The 15,120-nt window shown below is 43.5% G+C and carries 14 protein-coding genes; 10 read left to right on the top strand and 4 right to left on the bottom strand.

The annotated features are described in order from the left end of the window. Positions 1-54: 54 nt before the first annotated feature. Positions 55-1,143 (top strand): DUF1365 domain-containing protein, encoded by a 1,089-nt coding sequence (locus GYK50_RS04495; RefSeq protein WP_212564348.1) that lies wholly within the window; start codon positions 55-57, stop codon positions 1,141-1,143. An 82-nt stretch (positions 1,144-1,225) separates the two neighbouring features. Then, positions 1,226-2,680 carry an SAM-dependent methyltransferase gene (locus GYK50_RS04500; RefSeq protein ID WP_083328843.1) on the top strand — a complete coding sequence of 485 codons (1,455 nt, stop codon included), beginning with the start codon at positions 1,226-1,228 and terminating at the stop codon, positions 2,678-2,680. A gap of 116 nt (positions 2,681-2,796) precedes the next feature. On the opposite strand, the gene GYK50_RS04505 is transcribed toward GYK50_RS04500, so the two are convergent. Continuing rightward, a complete protein-coding gene (locus GYK50_RS04505) occupies positions 2,797-3,969 on the bottom strand; it encodes an MFS transporter (RefSeq protein ID WP_071001942.1) in 1,173 nt (390 codons plus the stop codon). 108 nt (positions 3,970-4,077) lie between these two features. On the opposite strand from GYK50_RS04505, the gene GYK50_RS04510 reads away from it, so the two are divergent. The 4 genes from GYK50_RS04510 (at position 4,078) to GYK50_RS04525 (ending at position 7,381) form a co-directional block, all read left to right on the top strand. Continuing rightward, positions 4,078-4,965, top strand: coding sequence for a LysR family transcriptional regulator (locus GYK50_RS04510; RefSeq protein ID WP_071001941.1), 888 nt, complete (start codon positions 4,078-4,080; stop codon positions 4,963-4,965). A 39-nt stretch (positions 4,966-5,004) separates the two neighbouring features. Then, positions 5,005-5,415 (top strand): DUF2177 family protein, encoded by a 411-nt coding sequence (locus GYK50_RS04515; protein ID WP_071001940.1) that lies wholly within the window; start codon positions 5,005-5,007, stop codon positions 5,413-5,415. A gap of 154 nt (positions 5,416-5,569) precedes the next feature. Beyond that, the gene (locus GYK50_RS04520) at positions 5,570-6,121 is read left to right on the top strand and encodes an acyl-CoA thioesterase (RefSeq protein WP_071001939.1); all 552 of its coding nucleotides are present in this window, start codon (positions 5,570-5,572) and stop codon (positions 6,119-6,121) included. A 171-nt stretch (positions 6,122-6,292) separates the two neighbouring features. Continuing rightward, positions 6,293-7,381 (top strand): cation diffusion facilitator family transporter, encoded by a 1,089-nt coding sequence (locus GYK50_RS04525; RefSeq protein ID WP_083328842.1) that lies wholly within the window; start codon positions 6,293-6,295, stop codon positions 7,379-7,381. Positions 7,382-7,570: 189 nt separating this feature from the next. Here the strand turns inward: GYK50_RS04525 and dps are convergent, their stop codons facing one another. Beyond that, the gene (dps, locus tag GYK50_RS04530; RefSeq protein WP_071001938.1) at positions 7,571-8,053 is read right to left on the bottom strand and encodes a DNA starvation/stationary phase protection protein Dps; all 483 of its coding nucleotides are present in this window, start codon (positions 8,051-8,053) and stop codon (positions 7,571-7,573) included. A 455-nt stretch (positions 8,054-8,508) separates the two neighbouring features. Between dps and uvrB the strand changes: the two genes are divergently transcribed. The 3 genes from uvrB to GYK50_RS04545 all read left to right on the top strand — a co-directional run bounded on the left by uvrB (position 8,509) and on the right by GYK50_RS04545 (position 11,673). Further along, positions 8,509-10,620 (top strand): excinuclease ABC subunit UvrB, encoded by a 2,112-nt coding sequence (gene uvrB / locus GYK50_RS04535; RefSeq protein WP_186474183.1) that lies wholly within the window; start codon positions 8,509-8,511, stop codon positions 10,618-10,620. Positions 10,621-10,800: 180 nt separating this feature from the next. Further along, positions 10,801-11,073 (top strand): hypothetical protein, encoded by a 273-nt coding sequence (locus GYK50_RS04540; RefSeq protein ID WP_237182787.1) that lies wholly within the window; start codon positions 10,801-10,803, stop codon positions 11,071-11,073. A gap of 222 nt (positions 11,074-11,295) precedes the next feature. Beyond that, the gene (locus GYK50_RS04545; RefSeq protein WP_071001936.1) at positions 11,296-11,673 is read left to right on the top strand and encodes a hypothetical protein; all 378 of its coding nucleotides are present in this window, start codon (positions 11,296-11,298) and stop codon (positions 11,671-11,673) included. Between the two features lie 122 nt (positions 11,674-11,795). On the opposite strand, the gene GYK50_RS04550 is transcribed toward GYK50_RS04545, so the two are convergent. Together GYK50_RS04550 and GYK50_RS04555 are read right to left on the bottom strand one after the other, a co-directional pair. Next, positions 11,796-12,185 (bottom strand): hypothetical protein, encoded by a 390-nt coding sequence (locus tag GYK50_RS04550; RefSeq protein WP_071001935.1) that lies wholly within the window; start codon positions 12,183-12,185, stop codon positions 11,796-11,798. A 181-nt stretch (positions 12,186-12,366) separates the two neighbouring features. After that, the gene (locus GYK50_RS04555; protein WP_186474184.1) at positions 12,367-12,882 is read right to left on the bottom strand and encodes a hypothetical protein; all 516 of its coding nucleotides are present in this window, start codon (positions 12,880-12,882) and stop codon (positions 12,367-12,369) included. Between the two features lie 353 nt (positions 12,883-13,235). On the opposite strand from GYK50_RS04555, the gene recJ reads away from it, so the two are divergent. Beyond that, entirely contained in the window at positions 13,236-15,077 is a 1,842-nt protein-coding gene (recJ, locus tag GYK50_RS04560) for a single-stranded-DNA-specific exonuclease RecJ (RefSeq protein ID WP_212564349.1), read from the top strand. The last annotated feature ends 43 nt before the right edge of the window (positions 15,078-15,120 follow it).

Below are 15,120 nucleotides of genomic sequence, written 5' to 3' on the forward strand. Positions count from 1 at the left end.
GAGCAATATTGCAAATTTTTCTATCATCATGTGCCTTTACCGAAGAGAGTGTCTATGACCGTGTCCACCAAACCTACTAATGATATGTTACGTCATGAGCTAGCTTGTGATACTACTGCATTAGCGCATCAATTGCTTGAGGGCACGACATGGCATAGTCGGTTGCTACCTAATGTGAATAATTTTGTTTATCCGTATCGCTATTGGGGCATCAATATCAGTGCATTGGCGGCAGGACAGGATCTTCCAGAAATAGACACGGCAGCTTTTGGTGAGCATAAGGTTTTAGGCGTATCACACCTGAGCAAGATATTACCAAAGAAGTTATTGGCAAAGGGATTGCCTTTATTTTCAGCTAAGACAAAAGCGCTGCAACAATTTTGCCCTAATGATTATCTAGAGGGTTTCAATAGCCTAAGTAGTAATGAGAGCCTAAATGACAATGAGAGCCTAAATGACAATGAGAACATAAGTGACAATAAAGATATTGATATCAACTTACCATCTAATCAAGCGCTAGAGCAGCGTCTGAGCCAAGCATTTATCAAACATGCAGGTAGCAGTCCTACAGGAGATATGGTGGGATTACTCGTATGCCGTAATGCGGGTATGTATTTTAGCCCAGTCAATTTTTACTTAGGGTTTAATGAGCAGCAGACGCCGACGCACTTATTGGCTGAAGTATCCAATACACCTTGGGACAAGCGTCATTACTATGGGTTTTTGTTAGAAGGAGAAGAGACTGAGTTTTGTCATGACAAGGACTTTCATGTGTCACCTTTTAATCCTATCGATCAGCTATACCGCTGGCAGGTGACGGTAAAACGTACACAACAACATACGGTAGATAAGCAGCCAAGCACAGGCTTGCAAGTTCGTATCGCTATTGATATCAGTGATAAGCGCGGTGAGGTCCTAAAAACGGGTATAAAGATATCAGGGGTGCCGCTGACAGAAACCACCGTTCGCAATAGCTTGCGAAAAAACCCACTGATGAACATGACCTCGTTAGCACGTATTTATGGGCAAGCCTTTAAACTCTATGCGATCAAAAAGGTGCCTTATATCAATTATGATGAAAAGCTAGCCGACAGTAATCAGAAAACATCTGCCTCTTTAAAAAGCGAAACTTTAAACGATTGATAATCTAGAAATCCAAAAATCAGCAACACATTTTATATAGTCAATTTCAAAACAAAAGAACCTAGACAAGGACAACCATACGATGTCAGTACGACCGACCGACCGAGCACCAGTGACAAAATTAGAGAAATTAACCGCTCGCATGAGTAAAGTGGTTAACGAAAGTGCCGTACTACAACCCGTCAGCGATGGGATGAATCATTTAGCTAGAAAGCTTATATTTCGCGCATTACAGCATATCCAGTTTGGCAGTCTTACTTTGATTGAGACCTTTGGTGAGCAAACAGCAAAGACAACTAGCTTTGGCAAAGTCACTCCTCAGGTAGCAAGTAGTTCAGCAGTAGGTCGACATTCTCTAAACGTCACGTTAGAGATTCATGATAGTGCGGTTTATCGTCAACTGCTGCTTGGTGGCTCTATCGCTTTGGCAGACAGGTATATCGATGGCGAATGGGACACGGATGATTTGACGGGCCTGATCCGTTTGGCGGCGCGTAATTTGGAAGTGCTTAATAAATTAGAAAATCGTTTTGCGGGCGTTAGTAAAGCATTTGAGAAAGCAAAGCATCAGCTACGTAGTAATGACAAATCTGGTTCTAAATCCAATATCCTAGCGCATTATGACTTGGGCAATGATATGTATCAGCGTTTTTTGGATGATACGATGATGTACTCATCGGCAGTCTATCCTACGCCTGACGTGACGCTTAGCGATGCTCAGCAGCACAAACTGTCGCTCATATGCCAACGTTTACAGCTGAGTGCTGATGATAGTGTCATTGAGATTGGTACAGGCTGGGGTGGTTTTGCGATTTATGCAGCTACTCATTATGGCTGCCATGTGACCACCACGACTATCTCTGATGCTCAGTATGATGAAGCGAAGCGACGAGTCGAAGCGGCAGGATTGTCTGATAAGATCACGCTACTCAAACAAGATTACCGCGAGTTGACAGGTCAATATGACAAGCTAGTCAGTATCGAGATGATTGAGGCGGTGGGACATGAGTACTTACCGACGTTCTTTGCTAAATGTAATAGCTTGCTCAAACCGACAGGTCTTATGGTATTGCAGGCCATCACTTTTAATGATCAGAATTATCAAGACTATATCGATTCGGTCGATTTTATCCAAACGCATATTTTTCCAGGGGGCTGTCTGCTATCCAATCAAGAGCTGACGACACAGTTTACTGAGCAGACGGACATGGTCATCAAGCAACTACATGATTATGGCTTTGATTATGCATACACGCTGCGTGATTGGCGTGCTGCATTTATGGCACAGCGTGCAGAGATTCAGGCGCTTGGCTATGACGATGCCTTTATCCGCCTATGGGCGTTTTATTTCTGTTACTGCGAAGGGGGATTCTTGGAGCGTACCATCGGTGTGGTTCAAGTCACTGCGGTGAAGCCTAACAATATTGACACGCTGCATTTTTCCGATTTACCAAGTGCGGTCTTAAAAAACGAAACGGTTTCGAACGATGAGACGGCCTTTAATGACGCAGATATGGCAAACACAGCGACAGTATAAGTTAAGTGATATAGATACGGCTTTTTCATAACACTTATATGGTCTCATACTGTATAGACAGTTTGAGACCCTTATGTTGAGAGGTTGTATATTGAAAAGTTTTACATTGAAAGGTTCTATGATGTTTGCAGGGCACGCTTATCAAGTAGACCTGAATAGCGTGTTACCGCTAATGCCATTAAAGAGATAACAGCACCGATCCAAGCTGTATCTTGCAGTGACATATTTTCAACCACGCTACCACCGATGACTGAGCCCAGTGCAATACCGATATTAAATGCAGCAATGTTCAATCCAGAAGCGACATCGACAGCGTTCGGTGTATATTTTTCAGCTTGTTTGACCACGTAGATTTGTAGGCCCGGTACATTACCAAAGGCAAACGCACCCCATACCAAAATAGTGAGTACAGCAGCGATCTTGGATTGCATAGTAAAGGTGAATAATAAAAGAATAATGCTTAAGGCGCTAAATATAATGCTAAGCGCACTAATAGGGCCACGTTTATCTGCAAGTTTGCCGCCCCAGATATTACCGATAGCAACGGACACGCCATATACGAGCATGATAATACCGATGGCTGATGGCGCAAATTTGGTTTGTTGTTCTAAGATAGGTGCTAGGTAGGTAAATGCCGTAAACGTACCGCCATAGCCGAGAATAGTCATTAAATAGACCAGTAGTAATTGCGGTTTTACAATGACTTGTAATTGCTCTTTGAAGGTTGCAGGGATAGATTTTTTTAGGTTTTTTGGTACTAATATCGCGCTACCAATTAAAGCGATTAAACCCAGTGCTGAGACGACCAAAAACGTAGCGCGCCAACCGAAATGCTGTCCAATCCATGTACCAAGGGGGACGCCAGTGACGAGCGCCACAGTGAGTCCGGCAAACATAATGGCAATTGCACTGGCTTCTTTTTCTTTACTGACAAGGCTAGTAGCTATCATGGAACCAATAGAGAAAAACACACCATGTGCCAGACCAGTCAAGATACGGGCAAGTATTAAGGTTTCATAACTGGGTGCTTGCCAAGCCAGCAAGTTGCCGATGACAAACAGACCCATTAGGCTCATCAGTACTATTTTACGATTCCAGCGACCAGTGAGTGCAGTAAGGATAGGGGCACCGATAGCGACACCAACGGCATATAGGCTGACGAGCAACCCTGCTGAAGGCAAGCTCACGCCCAAATCGGTGGCAATAGTTGGTACCAATCCAACAATGACAAATTCGGTTGTCCCAATTGCAAATGCGCTTAGAGTAAGCGCCCATAAAGCGAGTGGAATAACGACATCCTAATAATTAAATAATGCGCGTAGTTTGACCGATTTATAGTTTGCAAAAAACAGCACAAATGACAAAATACCTTTGTTAATTTTGTAAAGGTCATCATGATGATGGGACATGCTAAAACAGAAGATATAGAGATATTTTTGACCGTAGTGGATACGGGCAGTTTTACTGGCGCTGCCAACTTGCTGAATCAGCAAGTCGCTAAAGTGTCTCGTGCGGTGTCCAGACTCGAAGATACGCTGCAATGCACGCTATTAAATAGAACGACACGGCGCTTAGAGCTGACGGAGGAAGGACATGTCTTTATTAGATATGCGCGTGAGAGTTTAAATACGTTATATACCGGTGAAGAGGCAATTAAGCTGTTAAAACAAGCGCCGAGTGGGCATCTACGAATTGACGCTGCGAGTCCGTTTGTATTGCATCAGCTGACGCCTTTGGTTGGTGAGTTTGTGCAGCAGTATCCGCATATTACGCTTGATTTGACCTCGCATGACAATATCATCGACTTGCTTGAGCATAAGACGGATCTGGCTATCAGAATTGGCGATTTAAAAGACTCAAACTTGCATGCGCGTCTATTGGGTAAAAGTCAGCTGCGGCTAGTAGTCAGTCCTGAATATTTATATCAGCATAATGAAGTAGCTCATATTAATGATTTAAGCACTCATAAATTAATTGGCTTTAACGATGCGTCAAAGCTAAATAGCTGGCCACTAAAAACACCAGTGAAACTGAACTTTCATATGACTGGCAGTAGCGGCGAGACTTTGCGTCAGCTGTGTTTAAATCATCAAGGTATCGCTTTACTGTCAAATTTTATGATTGGTGACGATTTGAAATCTGGACGATTGGTTGAGGTGTTGCCTGAGGCTATAGTAACACCAAACAATCGCGAATCCATACAGGCGGTCTATTACAAAAACAGTGCCGTATCATCGCGTATTTTAGCATTTTTAGATTTTATTCAGCCACGACTGACATTATAAGTTTTATCCGTTTTTATTCATTTTATAAGGGGTATTATCATGGGTTACGTTTTTATTTATCTTGCCGCGGTGGTTATCTTTCTAGGAGTGGATGCTGTTTGGCTGACGACCATGAAAGGGGCTTTTTATGAGTCGCGCATCGGTCATCTATTGGCGGATGAGCCTAACATGATGGCAGCTGGTATCTTTTATATGTTTTATATCTTGGCACTCTGCATATTGATTCTATATCCACAAATCAAAGCAGGTGCATCAGTTGGTCATATTTTCTTACTTGGTGGTTTGATTGGTCTAATGGCCTACGGTACATATGACTTTACTAACTTGGCACTATATAAGGGCTTTACGCTAGATACAGCGCTCGTTGACTTTGTATGGGGCGGTGTTTTAACGGGGTCAGTCAGCGCGATTGTCGCTTGGCTGGCTTATCGTTTTCATTGGTTGAGCTAACCAAGATCGCCCTTATTCATAAAAGCTGGCCCTATATAGCTTTGATTTACATAACCTAGACCGATTAGAGACATAGGGCTGTTTGCGCTATTTGGTGTCCTACTGTATAAATGGTAGGCACAACAAATAAGTGTCAAACCATTTAAGGAACGTTATGCCGCAATACAATACCAGCTCGACTGCCAAAAAAGCCCCACTGAATCATGAACTATATATGTCGATATTGATGACGCCTGATATGGCAAATTTTATCGGTAATGTCCATGGCGGTGATTTGCTAAAGATGCTCGATCAGGTCGCTTACGCTTGTGCCAGTCGTTATAGTGGTAGCTATGTCGTGACATTGTCCGTGGACCAAGTTATGTTTCGTGAGCCTATTTATGTGGGCGAATTAGTAACCTTTGCAGCCAGTGTCAATCATGTGGGAAATACCTCAATGGAGATTGGCATTCGTGTTGAGGCAGAAGATGTGCGTGCTCGTACCGTGCGCCATACCAATAGCTGCTATTTTACAATGGTTGCTATCGATGATAATGGCAAGCCAACTCCTGTCCCTCCGCTTGTCATCAAAAATAAATTACAGCAATGCCGAGCAGATGCAGCGATAGAGCGAAAAAAACTGCGTATGGAAAGCGCACATCGTCCCAGTTGTGATATTGAAAGCTTGAATCAAAATTTTGGCGAGCCTGAAGATATTGCCAAATAGAGTCACTAGATCTGGTTATCAGATGTTGATGATATAACGGCCTTACGCTACAACGACTCACTAAAAAGACACTGATATTGTAAAGCGCTTACTTTAAGCTGATAGGTATTTCAAGCCATTCGTCCATGGTGAATATATTCACTATCAACATGTTATTCCAGTGAGTTTAGTATGAGTCTAAAGCCATCCGTTGGTAATCCCCAACATCATTCGTCAGCTTCTTCTAAAGTGCCGAGTCATCGTGCGCGTGGAGGTGGCAACCTGACAACCTTCAATGATCCTAAATTAAAGCATACCCTTAACCAAAGTCCTGAAACCAACGATGAGCACTCAGGCTCGCTCATTACGGTGTTGATTGCCGTTGGTGCCAATGTCATTATCGCGATTGCAAAAACCGTGGCTGCCTTTTTGACAGGATCTGCTTCCATGATTGCTGAAGCAGCTCATTCATGGGCGGATGCGTGCAATGGTACGTTGCTCATTGTCGCCGAAAAAAAATCTGTTAAACCTGCTGATAAGAGCCATCCATTAGGCTATGGCAAAGAATCCTATGTCTGGTCAATGATTGCTGCTTTTGGTGTATTTACGGCAGGCTCGATTGTGTCTATTTATACGGGTATTAAGGAGTGGAACGCTACTGAATCTGAGACCAATTATACGATTGCTTTTATCGTTTTAGCAGTCGCCTTTGTGCTTGAGGGGTTTTCGCTGGTTCAGGCTTATAGACAGAGTAAAAAGCACGGCGAAGCATTAGATGTGAGTGCGCTTGGCTATGTGGTAGATACCTCTAATCCGACTTTGCGTGGTGTGTTTTTTGAGGATTTAGCTGCCGTTATTGGCTTGGTGGTTGCCGCCGCCGCTATGGGCATGCATGCCTATACTGGAGAGGCTTATTGGGATGCGCTTGGTTCTATCATTGTAGGCTTATTACTGGGGGTGGTCGCGATATTTTTGATTAGCCGTAACCGTGATTTTTTGGTGGGGTATAGAGTCACTGACCGTATGCACGAGTATGTGTTGAGCGAACTGCTCAATCATCCAGATATCGATAGTGTGTCCTATCTACACCTAGAGTGGGTTGGTCCTAAAAAGATCTTTATGGTCGCCGCAGTGGATATCGCAGGCAATCAGAAAGAAGAACATGTCGCTCAAAAGTTTGAGGAGATTGAAAACTTGTTCCGAGATAACCCTGTATTCCAAGAGGCAATTTTGACACTATCGGCACCGAATGCTGATATTCTGAAATTAGAAGATATTTGAGCTATAAAGCAAGTCAATAAAAGAGAATACAGTGGACGGATTTATTGGCAGCAGGTAGATTGTTAAATATTCGATACGTCATTCATTGTGTAAGACACAAAAAAGTGTAAGGCACAAAAAAGCCGTCAATAATGACGGCTTTTTTTATTCGCAATTATGAGTCTAAAATACCCATTAATTCACGGATACTTATTTCTTTGGCGCATTCGCACCGATGAACCAAGCATCTTTATCGACGATGCGACTAGCTTCAGTGAATAGGTCAGCGGTATCTTCATCACCAGCGTCGCCAGCAGTAGCAATAGCTTCTCTTAATGTCTCTGCTACTTTTTTGTAGCGGCTAGTTAGCTCGCGTACGTGTTGATCTACTTCAGTAATATCAGTTGGGTAGTCATCTAGAATAGACTCTTTTACCACACGACTTGCCAGACCGTTTGGTTGACCACCCAAAATCACAATACGCTCAGCAATAGTATCTGATACTTCAAGGATACGATCTGACGTTTCGTCTAACAACTGATGCACACCGATGAAACCAGTACCTTGTAGGTTCCAATGACACTGTTTGCCATCTAGGGTTAGATCAATCACGTTTGCTAAGTTAGCATTTAGCAAATCAATCATTTTTTTTGCGGTATCGTCTGAAATTCCACTTGCGTAACGTTCTCTCATATTTTACTCCGTTATTTATTTAAAATTATTATATTGAATGAAAATCTCAATGTATTGTTATTAGTCTTTTACTCTTACCTGATGACAATCAATCCAAAATAAATATCAGAAATATCTCTATCTGCCGGCTGATAAGTCACCTGCTTGTTAATTCATGATCGATAATAGCAGCTTGAATCGATGTTGGAACCCCTCAGTGTTAGGCTTTGTTAGGTGGTCGTGTAACGGGTTTGTTAACCGTGAAAATCTTTGTAAATTTATCAAAGTCTATGTGCGTTTTTTATAACAACGGCAGGTTTATTTATCGATAAATAGTATCTTTACAGACTTATATTTTGTGTAGCGCGATATGGCAATATGTATAAGATAAGACTCGTCATTATCCGTTAAAAAGCCTTTAAAAACCGCTGCTCAGACTCCATATTGTTATAAACTTTAATAAGAAGAAAATTACTATGAGAATGCCTGAACCGCGCTCATCGCGTCAGTTAAACCAATTGGCCGCTCAGCTCCAAGGCGAAGCTGAAATCAGTGGTGTCAATGCGTCTGGAACGAAAATATCCAGCCGTGCCTTTGAGATGGTCACCGATTTTGAGCCAGCAGGCGATCAGCCGCAAGCCATCGAAAAGCTGGTCAAAGGTATTGACTCTGGTATGGATGAACAGCTATTGCTAGGTGTGACGGGCTCTGGTAAAACTTATACCATGGCTAAGGTCATCTCTGAATGTCAGCGCCCAACCATCATCATGGCGCATAATAAGACCCTTGCCGCGCAGCTATATGGCGAGTTTAAGTCGTTTTTCCCAAACAATGCGGTTGAGTATTTTGTCAGTTATTATGACTACTATCAGCCAGAGGCCTATGTCGCTGCTAGCGATACCTTTATCGAAAAGGACAGCGCCATCAATGATCACATTGATCAGATGCGTTTGTCTGCCACTCGTGCACTACTTGAGCGTCGTGATGCGATTATCGTTGCATCGGTATCGTGTATTTATGGCTTGGGTGATCCAGAAAGTTATTTAAAAATGCTATTGCATGTGGTGGTTGGTGATCAGATAGACCGTACCGCAACTATTAAGCGTTTGGTTGAAATGCAATACACCCGTAACGAGTTAGATTTTGGCCGTGGTACTTATCGTTTGCGTGGTGAACTGCTAGATATCTATCCTGCTGAGTCTGAGCAACTGGCGGTACGTGTGCATTTGTTTGACAATGAAGTGGAGAAAATCACGTGGTTTGATCCGTTAACGGGCAAGACCGTACGTAGTGTGCCGCGTATTACCATTTATCCAAAATCACATTATGTGACGCCGCGCAATAAGTTAGAAGCGGCCAGTGAAACCATACGCGCTGAGCTTGAGTCGCGTTTGGAGTATTTTCGCGAAAACAACAAGCTGATTGAAGCACAGCGTCTCAAAGAGCGTACCCAGTATGATCTTGAGATGATTCAGCAGCTTGGCTACTGTAATGGTATCGAAAACTACTCACAGCATCTCTCTGGTCGTCCATCAGGGGAAGCGCCGCCGACGTTGTTTGATTACATTCCAGAAGATGCTCTGCTGTTCATCGACGAGTCACACGTGACCGTCTCTCAGATCGGTGCAATGTATAAAGGGGATAGATCACGCAAAGAGAACTTGGTCAACTATGGCTTTCGTCTGCCAAGTGCGATGAACAACCGCCCGATGAAGTTTGAAGAATGGGAGCGCATTAAGCCCAAAACCATTTATGTCAGTGCCACGCCAGCGCTGTATGAGCTTGAACATAGTGAGCAGGTGGTAGAGCAGGTTGTACGTCCAACGGGTCTGATTGATCCTGAGATCGAGATACGTCCGGTCTTGACACAGGTCGATGATGTGCTGTCTGAGATTACCAAACGCCGTGAAAAAGACGAGCGCGTATTGATTACCACCCTGACTAAGCGCATGTCAGAGGACTTGACCAGCTATCTAAAAGAATATGGTGTCAAGGTCGCTTATCTGCATTCAGATATCGACACGGTAGAGCGTATGGAGATCATTCATGAGCTACGTACTGGTAAGTATGATGTGTTGGTCGGCATTAACTTGCTGCGCGAAGGTTTGGATATGCCTGAGGTCTCATTGGTGGCGATATTCGACGCAGATAAAGAAGGGTTTTTGCGTTCTGAGCGTTCACTTATTCAGACCATTGGTCGTGCAGCACGTCATTTGAACGGCAAGGCCATTCTCTATGCAGATAGCATTACTCCAAGTATGCAAAAGGCGATAGATGAGACAGAACGTCGCCGCGACAAACAGATTGCTTTTAACCTTGAGCATAATATTACGCCAAAAGGCGCGCGCCGTAGCATCACTGATAAGATTGATACAGGCGAAAGCCTAGATGCCAATGACAATCAGGCTATCCCAGTCAAGAGCAATTTGCCTGATGTCGATATCAATATCTTGCGTAGTCCTGATTTATTGGCCAAAGAAATCAAACGTCTTGAGAAGCAAATGCAGCAAATGTCGCGTGATTTGAAATTTGAAGAGGCGGCGAAGACCCGCGATAAAGTGCTGGAGCTTAAAGCACATTTGAGCTGATTGTCTGTATTAAATAATATAAAAAATGGGGTGCGCACTGAGCACCTCATTTTTTTGGTCTATTCGATAAGAGGGCGCTGACAAAGATTGGAATAGAACCCAGTGCCACTTACCATATCGGTATCAATCTTATAATTCATACAGCATTCCAAAGCATTGACTCATGATGGGTTCGGTAGTTTGCCATATGCAGCGGAGTTTTTGGAATCGACACAATTTAGGCGTATTGTTTATGGTGCTTACCAATATCTACCCTCACAAGCCAGCTTTATATTTCATGAGGTAAAGGGGGACGTACAAACCTATGTCAACAGAATGCACGAGCATGGTATTGCGGTTGGTCGCGAGTTTGCGCCCATCACAGGTTTCAATCGTCTAACGCTTGGCAGACCTGATGAGATGGCAGTATTCGTTGAGGTGCTCAAATCATTTCGTGAACAAAGCTGGGTTTAATCACTATAAATAGGATAGTGTCATGATAAGACTTGAGGCAAGCTCTTTATTTTTACCAACATCAAACGCAGTTTTACATATCGCACCTTAAAAAATCGCTCTCTATCTTATAGAATAGCCGCATAAAGCATGATCTACTCAGCATATACATAAAAGCTTTATTACAGCAATAGAAGTAGGCATGCTCTTGTATTTTATAATTATAAAGTTAGGGAAGTACTTATGTTTGATATCAAGTCGTTTTTTAAGCGGGAAGTAGAAAAAAAGCTTATCAACGTGGACGATTATATTTTTATGCCTGAGCGGGTAGAGATGGAGCTTGAAGGTGGTCAACTAAACTGTGTGTTAAATAGTGATGGGCGTGTAGATATTTTTTATAGCAAGGAAGGGGTAACTGAGGTTGGTTCAGCGTCACGCAAGCATCCTTTTACCGCATTTGAAAAAGAGCTGTATCATGGTGTTTATGATGATGTTATTACCGAATTAGTAAAAGAGGTGGATAAAATTATTGATGGCTCCTCTAAGTATTTCCGGCGCAGCCAGACATTGCCTTTTACAGCTGCTCTATCCCAAAACCCAGCTGATTCAAACAAATTTTAGGCAAATGCGATAACGTAAGTAGGTAGTAAGTAGGTAGATAGTATAAAGCGTCAAAAAAAGGGGAGTGCTATTGGTAGCGTACCCCTTTTTTCGTGACGTTTTTTATTTATTAATATTGTGCTCTATTTGACAAAACTGGCATAGCAGCTTTGAAGCGATTTGGCGACAACTCTAGTGACCAGTTGAGCGCGATACTGAGAATCGATAGCGGCATTACCCAATTCAACGATGGTCACTTGCTGCGGGGCTTGCTCACTCACGCAACCACAAACGTTACTTTTAACAGACTCTTGCTGCGCTTCCGTCATGGCGACACTTGCAACACGCCAAGCGGTTTGTTTTTCAATTTGGCTACGGCATTGGTTGTCGATCGCCGCTTTAAAGACATTCATGCCAATCTCATTTGCGGTACCAATTGCTGTGCCTGTGCCGTCATTTGTAGCACCCGTCGTGGTGCAGCCTGCTAGCGCGACAGTAGCCAGCATAACGGTCGATGCCAAAAGTTTTTTCATAAGTGAATCCTTTAAGGTATTTGATAATCTCTAAAGTGCTATATTATCAGTAAAATATAGTAATGGCATCATTAACCCGTCGCCTGAGACAGTCTACAATGCGCTTACTCACAAAAAAGCCAGCTAAAAAATCTCATAGCTGGCCTTATGGATATATGGATATGGCGTTGCCTAATGTTTATTAGACATTTTTACCATGTTGTTTTTGCTGAATGTCTTTTGCAAGCTTATAGCATTCGTTGATATGGTCAGTAGCGATTTTCTTAAAAATCGTATAACCCATGGTCGCAGCAACCAGTTGACCGCCTAATGGGACAAATTTGGTGACTTGTTTGGCGGCGATACGACCACCAAAGCCTTGAATGGTTTTCTTAACGATACCACGCGTTGCCATCAATCCTGCAAAATCTACAGTGCGATCTTTGACAGCACTCCAATGCACTTCGCGTGACTGAAGATCGATTGCTGACTGACGGTCTTCAATCAAACCAAAACGTTCGCTGATCTCAGGGAGCAATTGCGTCAGCATACCAGCATCAACCGCCACATCAAAGAACGGTACAGGCACGATGGCAACACCAGCAGATATTCTGGCGCGTTTTTTTACCATGTCGAGGCATTCTTTTTTGACTTTATCAAGATCTAAGCTAGGATCGATCGTATTTGGTAGTTTTTCAGCAGCTGGTGTGGTTTTCATAAAGTATCCTTATAAATAGTTAAAATATTGATGATGTAACCGTCAATAATTAGCAAGTCTCTCAGTTGTTTACTATTCTATGAATTTATAGGCGCCATACAATCATTGCTTTGTAGCAAAATGCAGAAAAGTACGGTCACTATGCATCCTTTTTGTAAGTAAGAGATCATATGAGGAGTAGGAGCTTAGTTGCCAGTAACAAGCTGGATGAGATGAACTACTAAGCCGTGATGGATTCTACTAAGCGACAGATTGAGGTGATGTATTTTGTGAATAAGTACAATATAAATGGCTACACAGCGACAATATAAATTGTCGTTGTGACCCTGCCTTAAAGGCAGTAAAATACGCTCATGCTAAATTTAACCCCCCGTAATACCAGCACTCGCATTGACGAGTTGCCCGCCGCGTTGCAACCACTTGCCGCCCAATCATTGACGCTTGCTCGCTTATATGCAGGCCGAGGTATCACTGCACCTGATGAGCTGGAGACTGGTTTATCTGGTCTGTTGCCTGCTGACATGCTGCACGGTATCACTGAAGCCGTGCGTCTATTGGACATCGCTATTGATGACGGTCAGCGTATCCTTATCGTTGGTGACTTTGACTGTGATGGCGCAACCAGTACCGCGCTGATGATGCGCGCACTCACAAAGATGGGGGCAGTCGTCGATTTTTTGGTGCCCGATCGTTTTAAATATGGTTATGGGCTAACGCCAGAGATTGTCGAATTGGGCATCGAAACCTATCAGCCGGACGTGATAGTGACGGTCGATAACGGTATCTCCAGTCATGAAGGTGTGGCGCGCGCCCAAGCAGATGGTATTACGGTAATTATCACGGACCATCATCTCACGACCAAAGAGACACCACCTGCTGAAGCCGTCGTCAATCCCAATCAGCTTGATTGCAATTTCACCAGTAAAGCACTGGTCGGGGTAGGGGTCGCGTTTTATGTGCTCGGACGATTGGCAAAGCTGCGCCGCGACGCTGGCAAGTCTACGGTACAGGTTAGTCAGTATTTAGATTTGGTAGCGCTTGGTACGATCGCAGATGTCGGCGTACTCGATAAAAACAATCGTATCTTAGTACATCACGGGCTATCTGCTATTCGTCAAGGTCGCTGTTGTATGGGTATATTGGCGCTACTTGAGCAAGCAGGCCGTGACCCCAAGCAATTACACGCACAGGATTTTGGCTTTGTGTTAGGGCCACGTATCAATGCGGCTGGACGTATGGATAATATGCGTATCGGGATTGAGTGCCTATTGACCGAAGACTGGAGCACCGCCCAGCGTTTGGCGCAAGAGCTTGAGCAACTAAACCGTACACGCCGTCATGTAGAAGGCGAGCTGCGTGCGCAGGCAGATAGTATTGTACAGACATTGGCTACTGAAACTGATATTGAGGTCGATGAAAATACAAGCGACAGTGGCGATGACCTCATTACTCAAGAAGTTAATACTCAATTTGCCACTACTCATAAGACAAGCCATACAGACACTCGTAGTATCGTTCTGTATCAGGATGATTGGCATCAAGGCGTGATTGGTATTGTCGCTGGACGTTTAAAAGAGAGTCATTACCTACCTAGCATTGTTTTTGCGCCAGCAGATACAGAGCAGACTGGTGAAGACGATGCGATTAAGGGATCAGCACGGTCAATTGCTGGCGTGCATATTCGTGATGCGATTGAGCAAGTCGCCGAGCGTCAGCCTGATCTCATCAGTCATTTTGGTGGTCACGCGATGGCAGCAGGTCTGACCCTAAAGCGTCGTAATTTTGAGCCATTTGTCGACGCCTTTAATGAGGTGATGGCACAAATGGATGATGACGTGTTTGCAGAGCAGAAATTCACTGATGGACCTTTGCAAGCGGGAGATTTTAGCTTGTGGTTTGCTGAACATTTAGCAGATGCTAGCATTTGGGGTCATGGATTTGCACCGCCGATATTTGACGGTGTGTTTGAGGTATTGAGTTTTAAGATATTAAAAGACAAGCATCTTAAACTATCGCTGCGTTATCCAGACGTCCAATATCCAATCGAGGCAATCTGTTTTAACTTTGATAATGAGGCTTGGGATTACCGTGCCAAAAAAGTGCATTTACTATTTCAGCTAGATATCAATGAATGGAATGGCAAACAAAGCTTACAGCTGATGGTAAAAGACTTGGCTGTGGTAGAGCAGGGTTAAGGCTTAAATGCTATCAGTACAGTCAAGTTTGAGTGTACTGATA

Source organism: Psychrobacter pacificensis (assembly GCF_018336615.1).
Classification (GTDB): domain Bacteria; phylum Pseudomonadota; class Gammaproteobacteria; order Pseudomonadales; family Moraxellaceae; genus Psychrobacter; species Psychrobacter pacificensis.